13 protein-coding genes are annotated in these 16,257 nt (G+C 71.3%); 9 read left to right on the top strand and 4 right to left on the bottom strand.

Going from position 1 to position 16,257, the window contains the following annotated elements; translation table 11 throughout:
* Positions 1 to 3: 3 nt before the first annotated feature.
* Genes DEJ04_RS15460 through DEJ04_RS15470 form a run of 3 tightly spaced genes read left to right on the top strand, consistent with a single transcriptional unit; the run spans position 4 to position 3,652 of the window.
* Entirely contained in the window at positions 4 to 999 is a 996-nt protein-coding gene (locus DEJ04_RS15460) for an ABC transporter permease (protein WP_111047653.1), read from the top strand.
* On the top strand, positions 996 to 1,895 hold the full coding sequence (locus tag DEJ04_RS15465) for an ABC transporter permease (protein WP_027464704.1): 900 nt from the start codon (positions 996 to 998) through the stop codon (positions 1,893 to 1,895). Before DEJ04_RS15460 ends, DEJ04_RS15465 begins: the two co-directional genes overlap by 4 nt.
* Complete coding sequence (locus DEJ04_RS15470; protein WP_111047654.1) at positions 1,892 to 3,652, top strand: ABC transporter ATP-binding protein; 1,761 nt, start codon at positions 1,892 to 1,894, stop codon at positions 3,650 to 3,652. Before DEJ04_RS15465 ends, DEJ04_RS15470 begins: the two co-directional genes overlap by 4 nt.
* Positions 3,653 to 3,802: 150 nt before the next feature.
* Here the strand turns inward: DEJ04_RS15470 and proP are convergent, their stop codons facing one another.
* Entirely contained in the window at positions 3,803 to 5,365 is a 1,563-nt protein-coding gene (gene proP / locus DEJ04_RS15475; protein ID WP_246552629.1) for a glycine betaine/L-proline transporter ProP, read from the bottom strand.
* Positions 5,366 to 5,653: 288 nt separating this feature from the next.
* Between proP and valS the strand changes: the two genes are divergently transcribed.
* Positions 5,654 to 8,248 carry a valine--tRNA ligase gene (gene valS, locus DEJ04_RS15480; protein WP_258371396.1) on the top strand — a complete coding sequence of 865 codons (2,595 nt, stop codon included), beginning with the start codon at positions 5,654 to 5,656 and terminating at the stop codon, positions 8,246 to 8,248.
* Positions 8,249 to 8,313: 65 nt separating this feature from the next.
* On the top strand, positions 8,314 to 8,565 hold the full coding sequence (locus tag DEJ04_RS15485; protein WP_027464702.1) for a hypothetical protein: 252 nt from the start codon (positions 8,314 to 8,316) through the stop codon (positions 8,563 to 8,565).
* A gap of 119 nt (positions 8,566 to 8,684) precedes the next feature.
* Here DEJ04_RS15485 and DEJ04_RS15490 read toward each other — a convergent pair whose 3' ends face one another.
* Complete coding sequence (locus DEJ04_RS15490; protein WP_110864860.1) at positions 8,685 to 9,524, bottom strand: alpha/beta fold hydrolase; 840 nt, start codon at positions 9,522 to 9,524, stop codon at positions 8,685 to 8,687.
* A gap of 122 nt (positions 9,525 to 9,646) precedes the next feature.
* Here DEJ04_RS15490 and DEJ04_RS15495 point away from each other — a divergent pair, with 122 nt between their 5' ends.
* Positions 9,647 to 10,228 carry a TetR/AcrR family transcriptional regulator gene (locus DEJ04_RS15495; RefSeq protein WP_111047655.1) on the top strand — a complete coding sequence of 194 codons (582 nt, stop codon included), beginning with the start codon at positions 9,647 to 9,649 and terminating at the stop codon, positions 10,226 to 10,228.
* Positions 10,229 to 10,455: 227 nt separating this feature from the next.
* Positions 10,456 to 12,480: a M3 family metallopeptidase gene (locus DEJ04_RS15500; RefSeq protein WP_111047656.1), complete on the top strand. Its 2,025-nt coding sequence runs from the start codon at positions 10,456 to 10,458 to the stop codon at positions 12,478 to 12,480.
* Between the two features lie 137 nt (positions 12,481 to 12,617).
* On the opposite strand, the gene clpX is transcribed toward DEJ04_RS15500, so the two are convergent.
* Positions 12,618 to 13,898 (bottom strand): ATP-dependent Clp protease ATP-binding subunit ClpX, encoded by a 1,281-nt coding sequence (gene clpX, locus DEJ04_RS15505; protein WP_017886000.1) that lies wholly within the window; start codon positions 13,896 to 13,898, stop codon positions 12,618 to 12,620.
* 236 nt (positions 13,899 to 14,134) lie between these two features.
* Between clpX and DEJ04_RS15510 the strand changes: the two genes are divergently transcribed.
* Entirely contained in the window at positions 14,135 to 14,863 is a 729-nt protein-coding gene (locus DEJ04_RS15510; protein WP_181437852.1) for a YcnI family protein, read from the top strand.
* A 50-nt stretch (positions 14,864 to 14,913) separates the two neighbouring features.
* A complete protein-coding gene (locus DEJ04_RS15515; protein ID WP_181437853.1) occupies positions 14,914 to 15,522 on the top strand; it encodes a copper resistance CopC family protein in 609 nt (202 codons plus the stop codon).
* A 63-nt stretch (positions 15,523 to 15,585) separates the two neighbouring features.
* On the opposite strand, the gene DEJ04_RS15520 is transcribed toward DEJ04_RS15515, so the two are convergent.
* Complete coding sequence (locus DEJ04_RS15520) at positions 15,586 to 16,245, bottom strand: ATP-dependent Clp protease proteolytic subunit (RefSeq protein ID WP_027464696.1); 660 nt, start codon at positions 16,243 to 16,245, stop codon at positions 15,586 to 15,588.
* Positions 16,246 to 16,257: the final 12 nt, after the last annotated feature.

The following is a 16,257-nucleotide window of genomic DNA, read 5'->3' on the forward strand; positions in this document are numbered from 1 at the left end:
CGGATGCGGTGGGTCTGGTGGGCCGTCCGGCGGCTCGCCGGGGGCATCGGCGTGCTCTGGGCCGTCGCGACGATCGTCTTCGTCGCGATCCGGCTCATCCCCGGTGACCCGGCGCTCGCGATCCTGGGCGGACCGGGCTCGCAGGCCTCGTCCGAGGCCGTCGCCCAGGTCCGCCACGAGTACGGCCTCGACCAGCCGGTCCTGGTGCAGTACGCGGTGTTCCTCGGACGTCTGGCGACCGGCCAGCTCGGCGACTCGTACGCCTTCCGCACCCCGGTCGCGACGCTCCTCGCCCAGCAGCTGCCCGTCACGCTGACGCTCGCGGTCGCCGGCCTCGTCGTCGCCTGGGTGCTGGCGATCGTCGCCGCGTGGGCATCGACGCAACGCGGCCGGATCGCCGCCGGGCTCACCAGCGCCCTGAGCGTCACCGCGAGCGTGATGCCGCACTTCTGGCTCGGCAGCGTGCTCATCGTGGTGTTCGCCACGACCCTGGGGTGGGTGCCGGCGGTCAGTGACGGCACCGCGCGCGGGTGGGTGCTCCCGGTGCTGACCGTGGCCGTGCCGGTCGCCGGGTACCTGGCCGAGACCGTGCGCGACGGCGTGGTCGACGCACAGCGCTCCGCCTTCGCACTCGCCGCCCGGGGTCGGGGCGAGACCCGCCTCGGCCTGTTCGGACGGCACCTGCTCCGGCACGCCGCCCTGCCCGGGATCGCGCTGTCCGCGTGGGCCTTCGGGTCGCTCGTCTCCGGAGCCGTGGTCGTCGAGTCCGTGTTCGCCCTGCCCGGCATCGGCCGCGCCCTGGTCACCGCCGTCACCCAGCGGGACATGCCGCTCGTCGCCGGCATCGCGATGGTGTCGGCGGCCGCGTACGTGGTCGTGCTGGCCGTGGCCGACCTCGTCGAACGTGCCGTCGACCCGCGCAGCACCGCACGGAACGCGGCCCTGCGCCCCGGTGGTGCGCGACGCCGTGGACCCGGCCGCCCGGCGGGCGCGCGGTGAGCGGGATCGCCGACCCGGGCCTCCAGACCGGAGCGCCCGGCCACCAGACCGCCGCCGGCACCGAGCGCGTCCGTGGGGGGACGCTCGGCGCCGGCGGCATCGCCGCGGGGGTGGTCGTCCTGGTCGCCGTCGTGGCGGCGGCGTGGCCGGCCCTGCTCGGCGGCGGGGACCCGCTCGCGGTGCACCCCGCGGATGCCCTGGCCGCACCGAGCGGCGCGCACCCGTTCGGCACTGACGAGTCCGGACGCGACGTCCTGGCGCGGGTGGTCGCGGGGACCCGGGCATCACTCGTCGTCGGCGTCGCCGCGACCCTGATCGGCGGCGGCGTGGGCGTCCTGCTCGGCGTCGTGGCCGGACTCGGTGCCGGGGCCGGACGACCCGGACGCCTGCTCGACGCCGTCATCGGCCGCGTCACCGAGGTCGCGTTCGCCCTGCCGCTGCTGCTCGTCGCCCTCGTCGTCATCGCCGTGACCGGTCCGGGTCCGGTGCCGGCGGTGCTCGCGGTCGGGTTCGCGACCGCTCCCGGCTACGCCCGGATCGTGCGCGGCCTGGTCCGGGCCGCCCGGAGTTCGCAGGTGGTCGAGACGGCGGTGCTGCTCGGCCGCTCCCCCGCCCGCACCGTGGTCCGGCACGTGCTGCCGACGGCGCTCTGGCCCGTCGTCGCCGTCGCCACGCTCGGGGTCGGGCAGGCGGTCGTGTGGGCCTCGGCGCTGAGCTACCTCGGGGTCGGCACGCCCCCGCCCGCGCCGGAGTGGGGCGCGATGCTCGCCGACGGTCGCACCTACCTGCAGACCGCGCCGTGGATGAGCACCTTCCCCGGACTCGCGATCGTGGTGCTCGCGACCGCCGTCACCGTGCTCGGCCGGGCGATCCGACGGACCGGGGCCGCGCGGTGAGCGCCGTCCTCGACGTCCGCGGGCTCACCGTCGCCATCGGCGGCACCCCGATCGTGCACGGAGTCGACCTGCGCGTCGACGCCGGCGAGTGCGTTGCCCTGGTCGGGGCGTCCGGCTCCGGCAAGACCGTCACCGCCCGCGCCGTGCTCGGTCTGTCCGCGCCCGGCGCCGCCGTGCACGCCGACGTGTTCACGGTCGACGGCGTCGACGTCGGCGGGTACACGGACCGGCGGTGGCGCCGGCTGCGGGGATCGCGGGTCGGCTACGTCGGCCAGGAGGCCCTGGGTGCGCTGGACCCGCTGCGCCCCGTCGGGCGCGAGGTCGCCGACAGCCTCCGCCTGCACACCGAGATGCGTGCGGCCGAGCGCGTGGACGCCGTGCGCGACGCCCTGGCCGCGGTGGGCCTCGACCCGGACATCGCGACCGACGGCCGGCTCGCCGGGACGCTGTCGGGCGGGATGCGACAGCGGGCCCTCATCGCCGCGGCGACCGTCGGGTCCCCCGCGCTGCTGGTCGCCGACGAACCGACGACGGCGCTCGACGCCGGGGTCGCCGTCACCGTGATGGAACAGCTGCGGGCGGCGCAGGCCCGCGGTGCCGGACTGCTCGTCATCACGCACGACCTGGGGCTCGTCGCGGGGTGGGCGGACCGGGTCGCCGTCGTGCACGAGGGCCGGATCGTCGAGCAGGGCGCGGTCGCCGAGGTCTTCGCGGCGCCGGTGCACCCCGCGACCCGGGCGCTGGTGCGTGCTGCCGGCGCTGCTGCGGCGGCTGCCGGTGCTGCCGCGGCGGCTGCGCCCGCGCCGGCGCACGGTGCCGATCTCGCAGACCGGTGCGAGGTCGATGGCTCCGTGCAGCCGTCTGACGATGCACCGAGCGGCCAACCTCGCACCGACCGCACGACTCCGCACCGTGCGCCGATCGGCAGCCGCGGCACCGAGCGGGCAACCTCGCACGGTGCGAGGGACGTGCTCGCGGCGCAGGGGCTCTCGCGGGAGTACGACGGTGTGCTCGCAGTGGACGACGTGTCGTTCGGGCTCGAGCGCGGCCGAGTGCTCGGGGTGATCGGCGCCTCGGGCTCGGGCAAGACGACGCTGGCGCGGATGCTCCTCGGGCTCGAGACGCCCGACGCCGGCACGGTCACGCTCGACGACGAACCGTGGGTCCCGCTGCCCGAGCGCGAGCGACGCCCCCGACGGCACCGGCTCGCGGCCGTCGTGCAGGACCCCGGCGCGACGTTCGACGAACGGTGGAACGTGGAGCGGGTCCTCGCCGACGCGTTCTCACGCGGTGACGAACGGCGGGCGCGCGGTGCGCTCGGCGACCGGGTCGACGCGGCCCTGCGGCAGGTCGACCTCGACCCCGTGCTGCGGTCCCGCTCCCCCCGCACCCTGTCCGGCGGGCAACGACAGCGGCTCGCGATCGCCCGTGCGCTGGCGACCGACCCCGAGGTGATCGTGCTCGACGAGCCGGTGACCGCCCTCGACGCCACGGTGCAGGACGCCGTGCTGCGGCTGCTCGAACGGCTCCGCGACGAGACCGGCGTGGCGATGGTGTTCGTGTCGCACGACCTGCGGGCGGTCCGGCGGATGGCCGACGACGTCCTCGTGGTGCACCGCGGCGCGGTCGTCGAGCACGGCCCCGCCGCCGAGGTCTTCGCGCGCCCGGCGCACCCGGTGACCGCGCGGCTGCTGCACGCCGCGGAGCGGCTGGCAGCCGGCCCCGCAGCGGGGACCGCAGCCGACCTCACGGACTGAGCGACAGTCCACGCGCGCTCCTGCCCGTGGACTGTCGCTGCGCGCGTGACGTCACCGACGGCCCGGCAACGGCCAGGAGGCCCGGGGCGCGTTCCGAGACGGAACGTGCACCGGGCCTCCTGGCCGGGTTGCCGCGGGGCGGCCCCGTGGTCAGGAACCGGAGGGTTCCTTCTGGGCGTCGGCCGAGATGATCGGGATCTCGCTCGTCGAGAAGTCCTTCGCCCAGTCGGACTGCGCGAGCTCCGACGTCGGGTCGTTGTAGTCCTCGATGACGCCGGCGATCTCGTCCTCGGAGCCGACCGTCGGGCCGGAGCCCATGAGCGGGCTCGCGGCGGTCTCCTTGGTGAAGTACACCGCGACCAAGCCGATCACGGCGGCGAGCATCAGGTAGAACGCGGGGATGTCCTCGGCCCAGCCGTACCCTGCGTCCTTCGCGGCGTTGATGAGCGCGGCGGTCGCGAGCGGGGTTGTCCCGCCGAAGAGCGACACGGACACGTTGAACGCGATCGCCAGGGCGCCGTAGCGGATGATCGTCGGGAACAGCGCGGGCAGCGTCGACGGCATGGTCGAGGTGAACGTGACCAGCACGACGCCGAGGATCAACAGGCCGGCGAAGACGCCGACACCGGTGCCGGTCTGGACCAGCTTGAGGGCCGGCCAGGACAGCAGGATGAAGCCGATGCAGCCGGCGGCGAGCACCGGACGGCGCCCGAACTTGTCGGACAGCCGACCGCCGAACGTGATGACGACCATCATGAGCAGCATCACGATGACGATGAGGATCAGGCCGAACGTGGCGTTCTGGCCGAGGTTCTGCTCGAGGTAGGTCGGCATGTACGACAGCAGCATGTAGTCGGTCACGTTGAAGACCAGGACCAGGCCGATGCAGATGATGAGCGAGCGCCAGTTCTCGGCGAAGAGCTTGAGGAACGGGGTCTTCTGGCCCTCGCGCTCGGCGGCCTGCTCCTGCTGCTTCTGGAACGCCGGGGTCTCCTCGAGCTTGAGGCGCAGGTAGAGGCCGATCAGGCCGAGGGGGCCCGCGATGATGAACGGGATACGCCAGCCCCAGCTGAGCAGGGCGTCCTCGGACAGGCCGAACTGCAGGCCGGTGACGATCGAGGCGCCGAGCACGTAGCCGGCGAGGGTGCCGAACTCGAGCCACGAGCCCATGAAGCCGCGGCGCTTGTCGGGCGAGTACTCGGCGATGAAGGTCGCGGCGCCGCCGTACTCACCACCGGTCGAGAAGCCCTGCACGAAGCGGGCGACGAGCAGCAGGACCGGGGCCCAGAAGCCGATCGTGTCGTACGACGGGATCAGGCCGATCATGAGCGTGCCCGCGGCCATCAGGATCATCGTCAGCGCGAGGACCTTCTGTCGGCCGATCTTGTCGCCGATCGGGCCGAACACGGCACCACCGATCGGGCGCACGATGAACGCGGCGGCGAAGAAGCCGAACGTGGCGACGATGTTCGCGGCCGGGTCGCCCTGCGGCAGGAACACCTGCGAGATGGTGACCGTCAGGTACGCGAAGATGCCGAAGTCGAACCACTCCATGGCGTTGCCGAGCGCGGCAGCCGCGACGGCACGCTTGAGCAGCGACTCCTCGACGACGGTGACGTCGTCCTTCGTCAGATCGCGACGAGCGCGCTTCGCGGCGCCCTTCGTGCGCAACGGCCGATCGCCGTGCGGGTGGGGTGCGTTGTTCGGTGCCAAGTCGTTCCTCCGGGGTGCGGTGCTTCCTTCGGGCGTCCGGCGGACGGCGACGTTGCAGCTCCTGCGAACCCTGCGCTCGCCGGACAAACCCAGGAAGACTAGCAGGCTCCGGGCGTGTCCGACAGTTCGGTGTGCTAGGCGCTGCTCGGTGATGGCCGCGTCCGACCGGTTCGTCCGCCTGCGTGCCCGTGCGCGGCCGCTACGATTGGGGCACCGCGCGTCAGGCGCGGAACACTCAGGCACCTCATCACGGACTCGGTGCCGCACACACGTACGGAAGGCACACCCATGACCAAGCCCATGCCCGAGAAGCCGAGCGTCGACGGACTGGAGCAGGTCTGGGGGCCGATCTGGGAGCAGGACGGCACCTACCGCTTCGACCGCGACGCCGCCGGTCACCGTGACGCCGTCTGGTCGATCGACACCCCGCCGCCCACCGCCTCCGGCTCGCTGCACATCGGGCACGTGTTCTCGTACACGCACACCGACCTCAAGGCCCGGTTCGAGCGCATGCGCGGCAAGCACGTCTTCTACCCGATGGGCTGGGACGACAACGGTCTGCCCACCGAGCGCCGTGTGCAGAACTACTACGGCGTCCGCTGCGACCCGACGCTGCCGTACGACCCCGAGTTCACGCCGCCGTTCGAGGGCGGGGACGGCAAGTCCTCGAAGGCCGCCGACCAGCTGCCCGTGTCGCGCCGCAACTTCATCGAGCTGTGCGAGCGCCTGACCGTGCAGGACGAGCAGCAGTTCGAGGAGCTCTTCCGCACGCTCGGCCTGTCGGTCGACTGGACCCAGTCGTACCGCACCATCGACGACACCTCGCGGGCCAGCGCCCAGCGCGCGTTCCTGCGCAACCTCGAGCGCGGCGAGGCCTACCAGGCCGACGCCCCGACCCTGTGGGACGTCACGTTCCGCACCGCGGTCGCGCAGGCCGAGCTCGAGGACAAGGAGATGCCCGGCGCGTACCACGGCATCGCCTTCCACCGCACCGACGGCGGCGACGACGTCGTCATCCAGACCACCCGCCCGGAGCTCCTGCCCGCCTGCGTCGCCCTGGTCGCACACCCGGACGACGAGCGGTTCCAGGACCTCTTCGGCACCACGGTCCGCTCCCCCCTGTTCGACGTCGAGGTCCCGGTGCTCGCACACCACCTGGCGCAGAAGGACAAGGGTGCCGGCATCGCGATGGTCTGCACCTTCGGTGACACCACCGACGTCGTGTGGTGGCGCGAGCTGCAGCTGCCGAACCGCGCGATCATCGGCTTCGACGGCCGCGTGCGTTCGGACGAGCCCGCCTGGATCGAGTCCGCGACGGGCCGGGAGCTCTACGCCGAGATGGCCGGCAAGACCGTGTTCTCGGCCAAGAAGGTCGTCGTCGACGCGCTGACGGAGTCCGGCGAGCTGATCGGTGACGTCAAGACCATCCAGCACCCGGTGAAGTTCTTCGAGAAGGGCGACAAGCCCCTCGAGATCGTGTCGACCCGCCAGTGGTACATCGTCAACGGCGCGCGCGACGAGCAGCTGAAGAGCACGCTCCGCCAGCGCGGCGAGGAGATCGCGTTCCACCCGGACTTCATGCGCGTCCGCTACGACAACTGGGTCGGTGGCCTGTCCGGCGACTGGCTCATCTCGCGCCAGCGCTTCTTCGGCGTGCCGCTGCCCGTCTGGTACCCGCTCGACGCCGACGGCAACCCGGTGTTCGACCAGCCGATCGTCCCGACCGAGGCGCAGCTGCCCGTCGACCCGGCCTCCGAGCCCGCCCCCGGCTTCACCGAGGACCAGCGCGGCGTGGCCGGCGGGTTCCAGGGCGAACTCGACGTCATGGACACCTGGGCCACCTCGTCGCTCACCCCGCAGCTCGCGGGCAAGTGGGAGACCGACCCGGCGCTCTACGACCTGGTGTACCCGTACGACGTCCGTCCCCAGGCGCAGGACATCATCCGCACCTGGCTGTTCACGACCGTGCTCCGCAGCCAGCTCGAGGCCGACGTGGTGCCGTGGAAGCACGCCTCGATCTCCGGCTTCATCGTCGACCCCGACCGCAAGAAGATGTCGAAGTCGAAGGGCAACGTCGTCACGCCGCTGTCCATCCTCGAGCAGCACGGCGCCGACGCGGTCCGCTACTGGGCGGCCTCGTCCAAGCTCGGCACGGACGCGGCGTTCGACCCGCAGAACCCGAAGCAGATCAAGGTCGGCCGTCGTCTGGCGATCAAGGTGCTCAACGCGGCGAAGTTCGTCTACGGCTTCCCGCTGCCCGAGGGCGCCACGAGCGTCACCGAGGCCCTCGACGTCGACATGCTCGCCGAGCTCGGTGCCGTCGTCGAGCAGGCCACCGCGGCGTTCGACGGGTTCGACCACGCCCGTGCCCTCGAGATCACCGAGCGCTTCTTCTGGACGTTCTGCGACGACTACCTGGAGCTCGTGAAGGAGCGTGCGTACGGCACCGCGTCCGACGCGACGCACGAGACGCAGGCGAGCGCGGTCCTGGCGCTGCGTGGCGCGATCGACGTGCTGCTCCGACTGCTGGCACCGTTCCTCCCGTACGCGACGGAAGAGGTGTGGGCCTGGACCCACGACACCAGCGTGCACCGGGCCTCCTGGCCGACCGCGGCCGACCTGCCGACCGACGCGGCCCCCACCGGGCTGCTCGCGGCCGTCGGACAGGCGCTCATCGGGATCCGCGGTGCGAAGACGGCGGCGAAGGCGTCCCAGAAGACGCCCGTGACGCGGGCGGTCGTCGCGGCACCCGCCGAGACGCGGGTGCTCATCGAGCGCGCGGCGGTCGACCTGGCGGCCGTCGGCCGCATCGAGAACCTGTCGTTCGTCGACGGCGAGGAGCTCGCCGTCACCGAGATCGAGCTCGCGGAGCAGCAGGCGTAACGTCGCCTGTCCGGGCCGGGTCGCCTTGGTGACCCGGCCCGTCAACCACCGGACTGGAGGCACGGATGCAGTTGGGCACACGCTGGAACGTGGGTGGGGAGCCGCCTGCGCGACTGCCCGAGACGATGGTCGTCGCCGTGCGCGGGGTCGAAGACGAGCTGGCGGCGGAGTCCGTCGACACGGCGACGTGGGGCTGGACCCTGACGTTCCTGGAGGGCAAGCCGATCGTCGAGCTCGACGACGGCACCTCGATCCACCTCGACGCGCTCGGGCACGCCCAGGTGACGAACCCCGACGACGCGGGCGAAGAGGACTAGCGCGCGGCGAGCGGTTCGCTTGGAGTGCAGAAATGGTCGGGTCCCCGGTGGGAACCCGACCATTTGTGCTCACGATGCGGGCGTCCCCGCCGGGGAGCGCCCGCGTGATCGCCGAGGGATCAGGACTCGGCGAGCCAGGTGCGCAGGACCTCGTTCACCTCGGCGGTGTGCGTGGTGAGCAGGCCGTGCGGGGCGCCCTCGATCTCGACGTACTCCGCCGCGGGCAGCGCCTGGGTGAAGCGTCGGCCGGTGGCGTCGATCGGGAGGATGTTGTCCGACGTGCCGTGCACGATCAGGGCGGGGACGGTGACCTTCGGGATGTCCTGGCGGAAGTCGGTCGGCCAGGTCAGGGGTGCTGCGGCGGACGCGATCGAGCCGGAGCCGGCCGCGATGTTCCAGGCGTTGCGGACCTGCTCCTCGGAGATGCGGGTGCCGAGGTTCTCCGACAGGTTGAAGAAGTCCTGGTAGAAGTTCGTGAAGTACGCGTAGCGGTCCTTCGCCACGTCGGCGGCGATGCCCTCGAAGAACGACATCGGGCCGGCGCCGTCGGGGTTGTCGTCGGTGATCGCGAGGAACGGCTCGAGCGAGGCGAGGAACGCGACCTTCGCGATCCGGTCCTCACCGTGGCGGCCGATGTAGCGGGCGATCTCGCCGGTGCCCATCGAGAAGCCGACGAGGATCACGTCGCGCAGGTCGAGGGTCTCGAGGACCGTGTGCAGGTCGTCGGCGAAGGTGTCGTAGTCGTAGCCGGTGGACGGCTGGGAGGACTGGCCGAAGCCGCGGCGGTCGTACGTGATGACGCGGTAGCCGGCCTCGAGGAGCATCGGGACCTGCCCCTCCCACGAGTTGCCGTCGAGGGGGAAGCCGTGGATCAGCACGATCGGCTGCCCCTGGCCCTTGTCCTCGTAGTGGAGTTCGATGTCGACGCTGTTCTCGGTTCCGACGGTGATGGCACCCATGATCGTTCCTTCCCTGAGTATCGCGGAGAACGATCGTTCTCCGCCGATGTGGACTACAGTAGAGAACGCCCGTTCCCAGCGCAACTCGAGAACGGTGAACACTCAGGGAACGGGGTACACACATGGCCACCAGCACCGTCGAGCCGGACGTCCGAGCACACATCGTCGAGGTCGCGGACCAGCTGTTCTACACGCGCGGCATCCAGTCCGTGGGGATGGACGAGATCCGCACGGGCGCCGGGGTCTCCCTCAAGAAGCTGTACGCGGCGTTCCCCGGTAAGGAACAGCTCATCGCCGCGGTGCTCGCCGGCCGCCACGACATGTGGGAGCAGGGCGTGCACGGCGCGGTCGAGGCCGCGGCCAGCCCGCGCGACAAGCTCCTGGCGGTCTACGACTTCCTGGAGTCGTGGTTCGGCGACGACACGTTCCGCGGCTGCGGGTTCATCAACGCGTTCGGCGAGCTCGGTGCGACCTCGCCCGCCGTCGCCGAGATCGCGCGCGAGCACAAGGACTCGTTCCAGCGGTTCGTGCAGCAGCTCACCGCCGAGGTCGTCGCCGACCCCGAGCACGCCGAGGAACTCGCCGCACAGCTCGCACTGCTCGCCGAGGGCGCGCAGACCACCGCGGCCATCGCCGGCACCACGGCGCCGGCCGCGCACGCGCGTCGTGCCGCGGTGACCCTGATCGACGCCGCGATGCGCTGACACGCGACCGCAATGCGGACTGGAGGAGCGTGGCGGCGCCGCCACGAGCCTCCCGTCCGTCTGTGGGTCGCTTCGGGCGCGGGTGCGCCTGCCTGGCCGATCCGGGCGTACCTGGTCGTTCCGGGCGTACCGGGTCGGTTCTTTCGACCAGGTACGCCCGATCCCGCTTCCCAGTCCGGGCGTCATGGGAAGGAACGGACTCCAGCACCCGTGCATAGGGTGGGCAGATGGCAACCCCGTTCGACGTCCCGAGCACCCTCCCCTACGCCCTGCCGCCCTTCGGCGACGTGCGACTCGAGCACTACCGACCGGCGTTCGAGGCCGGCATGGCCGAGCAGCGCGCCGAGGTCGAGGCCATCGCCACCGACCCGCACGCCCCGACGGTCGAGAACACCCTGGTCGCACTCGAGCGATCCGGGCAGCTGCTGACCCGCGTCAGCCACGTGTTCTTCACGCTGTCGTCGGCCGACTCGACGCCGGAGCTGCACGACCTCGAGGCCGAGGTCTCCCCGCTCCTCGCCGCCCACCGTGACGCGATCACGCTCGACTCCCGCCTGTACGCCCGCGTGCAGGAGGTGCTCGACGGCGCCGAAGCCGCCGGGCTGACCGGTGAGGCGCTGCGCCTGGTCGAGCGGACCCACGCCGAGATGACCCTGGCGGGCGCGGGCCTCGACGACGCGGGCAAGGAGCGTCTGACCGCGATCAACCAGGAGCTCTCGACCCTCACGACGACCTTCGAGCGGAACCTGCTCGAGGACACCAACGACTCCGCCGTGCACGTGACGAACGGGGACGAGCTCGAGGGGCTCGACGACGGGGCGAAGTCCGCCGCGGCCGCCGCTGCCGCCGACCGGGGCCTGGACGGCTGGCTCATCACGCTGCCGCTGTACACCGGACACCCGTGGCTGTCGTCACTGGCGAACCGTGACCTGCGCGAGCGGATCATGCGCGCCTCGCTCGCCCGCGGTCGTCGCGGCAACGAGTACGACAACCGCGACGTGCTGCTGCGCATCGTCCGGCTGCGGGCCGAGCGCGCCGAGCTGCTCGGGTTCCCGAACCACGCCGCCGTGGTGACCGCCGACGAGACGGCGAAGACCCCCGAGGCCGTCGACGGGCTGCTGTCCTCGCTCGTCGGCGCCGCGGCACGGAACGCCGACGACGAGCGCGCGGTCCGGTCGCGCACGGTCGGGTTCGACATCGAGTCGTGGGACTGGGCGTACGCCACCGAGATCCTGCGTGGCGAGCAGTTCGCCGCGGACAGCACCGCGCTCCGCCCGTACTTCGAGGCCGACCGGGTCCTGCACGACGGGGTCTTCCACGCCGCCGGTGTCCTGTACGGTCTGAGCTTCACCGAGCGCCCGGACCTGCACGGCTACAACGACGAGGTCCGGGTCTTCGAGGTCACCGGCGACGACGGCGACCCCGTGGGGCTGTACCTGCTCGACCTCTACACGCGTGACGGCAAGCGCGGCGGCGCGTGGATGAACCCGGTCGTCGAGCAGTCCGAGCTGCTCGGCACCCTGCCCGTCGTGGTCAACAACCTCAACGTCGCGAAGCCGTCCGCCGGCTCCCCCACCCTGCTCATCCAGGACGAGGTCGAGACGCTCTTCCACGAGTTCGGCCACGCCCTGCACGGCCTCATCGCCCGCACCACCTACCCGCGGTTCTCCGGCACGAACGTCGAGCGGGACTTCGTCGAGTTCCCGAGCCAGGTGAACGAGATGTGGCTGTCGTGGCCGTCCGTGCTGGCGAACTACGCGAAGCACCACGAGACCGGAGCACCCCTGCCGCCCGAGCTCGTCCTGGGGCTCAGCGAGTCCGAGGGGTTCAACGAGGGCTTCGGCACGACCGAGTACCTCGCCGCAGCACTGCTCGACCAGGCGTGGCACCGGTTGTCGGCGGCCGACGCCGCAGCGGTGACGTCCGTCGAGGACTTCGAGCGGGACGCCCTGGACGCCGCCGGCATCGCGGTCGAGGCCGTGCCGCCGCGCTACTCGTCGACGTACTTCGCCCACACGTTCTCGGGCGGGTACGACGCCGGGTACTACGGGTACATCTGGTCCGAGGTGCTCGACGCCGACACGGTGGAGTGGTTCCGCGACAACGGCGGGCTGGACCGGGAGGCCGGCAAGCGGTTTGCCGAGCGTCTGCTCGGGGTCGGCGGGGCGAAGGACCCGCTCGAGGCGTACCGGGACTTCCGCGGCCGCGACGCCGAGGTCGGCCCGCTGCTGCGGCGCCGCGGGCTCGAGTAGGCGCGCCGGCGCAGGCCGCCGCGCGCCGTCGCCCCGCACCGCACCGCACCGCACCGCACCGCACCGCACCGCACCACGAAACGGACACAGCACCACGGAATCCCGTGGTGCTGTGTCCGTTCGCTGGTTCCGGAGGGCTACGCCGACTTCTCGACGCGCTTGGCCCGGGGCCGCGGCACGATCGTCGGCGCCGCGTTCTCGAGCACGGACTCGCGGGTGATCACCACGCGGGCGACGTCGTCGTCGGACGGGACGTCGAACATCACCGGGCCGAGGACTTCTTCGAGGATCGCCCGGAGCCCACGGGCACCCGTCTGGCGCAGCACCGCGAGGTCCGCGATGGCCTCGAGCGCACCCTGGTCGAACTCGAGCTCGACGCCGTCGATCTGGAACATCCGCTGGTACTGCTTGACCAGCGCGTTCTTCGGCTCGGTCAGGATCTGCATGAGCGCCGCCTGGTCGAGCTGCGACACCGTGGTGACGACGGGCAGGCGACCGATGAACTCGGGGATCAGACCGAACTTGTGCAGGTCTTCCGGCAGCACCTCGGAGTACAGGTCCTGGTGGTCGGTCGCACTGTGCAGGGGTGCCCCGAAGCCGATCCCGCGCTTGCCGACGCGCGAGGACACGATGTCCTCGAGCCCGGCGAACGCACCCGCCACGATGAACAGCACGTTCGTCGTGTCGATCTGGATGAACTCCTGGTGCGGGTGCTTGCGGCCGCCCTGCGGCGGGACCGAAGCGACCGTGCCCTCGAGGATCTTGAGCAGCGCCTGCTGCACGCCTTCGCCGGAGACGTCGCGGGTGATCGACGGGTTCTCGGCCTTGCGGGCGATCTTGTCGACCTCGTCGATGTAGATGATGCCGGTCTCGGCACGCTTCACGTCGTAGTCGGCGGCCTGGATGAGCTTGAGGAGGATGTTCTCGACGTCCTCGCCGACGTAGCCGGCCTCGGTCAGGGCGGTGGCGTCCGCGACGGCGAACGGCACGTTGAGGCGCTTCGCCAGGGTCTGCGCCAGGTACGTCTTGCCGCAGCCGGTCGGGCCGATGAGCAGGATGTTCGACTTGGCGATCTCGATGTCGTCGCGGTCTTCGGCGGCGGTGATCTGCCCCTGCGCCCGGATGCGCTTGTAGTGGTTGTAGACGGCCACGGCGAGGGCGCGCTTCGCCGGGTCCTGGCCGATGACGTACTCCTGCAGGAAGTCGAAGATCTCCCGCGGCTTGGGCAGTTCGAAGTCCCCGCTCGAGGTGTCCTCGCCGGCTTCGGCCAGACGTTCCTCGATGATCTCGTTGCAGAGCTCGACGCACTCGTCGCAGATGTAGACGCCCGGTCCGGCGATGAGCTGCTGGACCTGCTTCTGGCTCTTGCCGCAGAACGAGCACTTGAGGAGATCGCCGCTCTCTCCGATGCGTGCCATTCCCGTGCCTCCCTGATTGGACATGCCGGCCGCGCTGTCGCACCACCGCTGGTGCACCGCTGCTGGTGGGCACCTCGTCGTGGACACGAGCCTAACCGCAACCGGTGACACCGACCGTGATGCCCCTCCGGAATCCGCCCGCGCGTTCGCCCAGGGCGTGCGAGCCTGCTACGGTGATCCGGACTTCTCTACATCTTGTAGAACAGCAGGTGCAGAACCACCCCGGAAGGAACCCCATGCAGAAGCGTCTCGCCGCCGGCGGCGCCGTCACCCTCGGTGTCGCAGCCGTCATCGTCCTCGGCAGCGCCACGGCGGCCAGCGCGCACGTGTCCGCCACGGCCACGTCGACCGCAGCGAACTCGTACACCACGGCGACCTTCTCGGTCCCGCACGGCTGCGACGGCTCCCCCACGACGAAGATCCAGTTCCAGGTGCCGGAGTCCGTCATCGAGGTCACGCCCACCGTGAACCCGAACTGGACGATCACGAAGGCGACCGAGCCCTACACCGACCCGTCGGCCTCGGCATCCGACGAGGACCACGCCGAGACGGCCGCCGAGCGTGTCACCAGCGTCACGTACACCGCGAAGACCCCCCTGCCCGCCGACGAGCGCGACACCTTCGCGCTCTCGTTCTCGCTGCCGGACGGCAAGGCCGGCGACCTGGTCGAGTTCCCCGCGATCCAGACCTGCGAGAAGGGCAGCGTCGAGTGGAACCAGGAGCAGAAGGCCGGCGAAGCCGAGCCCGAGCACCCGGCACCCTCGATCACGCTGACCGCTGCTGAGGCGACGGACGACGACGGTGACCCGATCGCCGCGACCCCGACGGCCGAGGCCGCCGGCACGACCGCCTCGAACGACCCCGACCTGGTCGGTCGCTTCCTCGGCCTCGGCGGCCTGGTGCTCGGCGCCGTCGCCCTGGTCGTCGCCGTCGCCGGCACGCGTCGTCGGAGCTCCGCCAAGTGACGCAGCGCGGCTCGCGTCGGTCCCGGCTACGGTCCTCTGCCTGGAGGCTCGTGGCCGGGACCGCCGCGGCCGTCGCGATCGCCGGTGGTGCGGTCCTCGGGCTCGCGGGCCCGGCCAGCGCGCACAACTACCTGATCTCGTCCGACCCGGAGGTCGGCGGCACCCTGACCGAACTGCCGGAGAACTTCGACATCACGACGAACGACAAGCTGCTCGACATCGGCGACTCGGGGTCGGGCTTCGCGTTCCGCATCGTCGGCCCCGACGGCAGGTACTACGAGGACGGCTGCGTCGACGTCGAGGGGCCGTCGATGACCACGGCCGCCGCACTCGGCGACTCCGGCAAGTACACCGTCGAGTGGCAGATCGTCTCCGCCGACGGGCACACCGTGTCCGACGAGTACCCCTTCACGTGGAAGGCGCCGTCGGGCTTCACCCCGGCCTCGGGTGCGGCGAAGCCCCCGACCTGCGCCACCGCCGGTGACGACGACGCCGGCTCGGACACCACCACCGGCACCGCCTCGGGATCGAGCGATTCGGCGGCGTCCGACGCGATCTGGATCGGCGCCGGTGGCGTCGTGCTGGTCGGCGTGGTCGTCGCGGTGCTGCTGCTCCTGCGCCGCAAGCCGGCCCCGGAGTCCGACGACACCGAGGACTGACCACCGCGCAACGACGAAGGCCCCGCACCGTTCGGTGCGGGGCCTTCGTCGTTCCTGCTGGTGCTACTTGACGAGCGCCGGCAGGTTCTTGCGGCTGGTGAGGACCTGGTCGATCAGGCCGTACTCCACGGCTTCCTGCGCGGACATGATCTTGTCGCGCTCGATGTCGTGGTTGATCTCCTCCGGCGTCTTGTTGGAGTGCTTCGACAGCGTCTCCTCGAGCCAGGTGCGCATGCGGAGGATCTCCGCCGCCTGGATCTCGATGTCGGACGCCTGACCGCCACCCTGCTGGGTCGCGGGCTGGTGGATCAGCACACGGGCGTTCGGCAGTGCGAGACGCTTGCCGGGGGTGCCACCGGCGAGGAGCACCGAAGCGGCCGAGGCAGCCTGACCGAGGCAGACCGTCTGGATCTGCGGACGGATGTACTGCATCGTGTCGTAGATCGCCGTCATCGCGGTGAACGAGCCACCGGGCGAGTTGATGTACATCACGATGTCGCGGTCGGGGTCCATCGACTCGAGCACGAGCAGCTGGGCCATGACGTCGTCAGCCGACGCGTCGTCGACCTGCACGCCGAGGAACACGATGCGGTCCTCGAACAGCTTGGCGTACGGGTCCTGGCGCTTGTAGCCGTAGGCCGTGCGCTCTTCGAAGCTCGGCAGGATGTACCGATTGGACGGAGCCGGGACGTTCTGCGCGCCACCGAGCATGGGGAGATGCATTCTCGTTTCCTT

Source organism: Curtobacterium sp. MCLR17_044, assembly GCF_003234435.1.
Classification (GTDB): Bacteria; Actinomycetota; Actinomycetes; order Actinomycetales; family Microbacteriaceae; genus Curtobacterium; species Curtobacterium flaccumfaciens.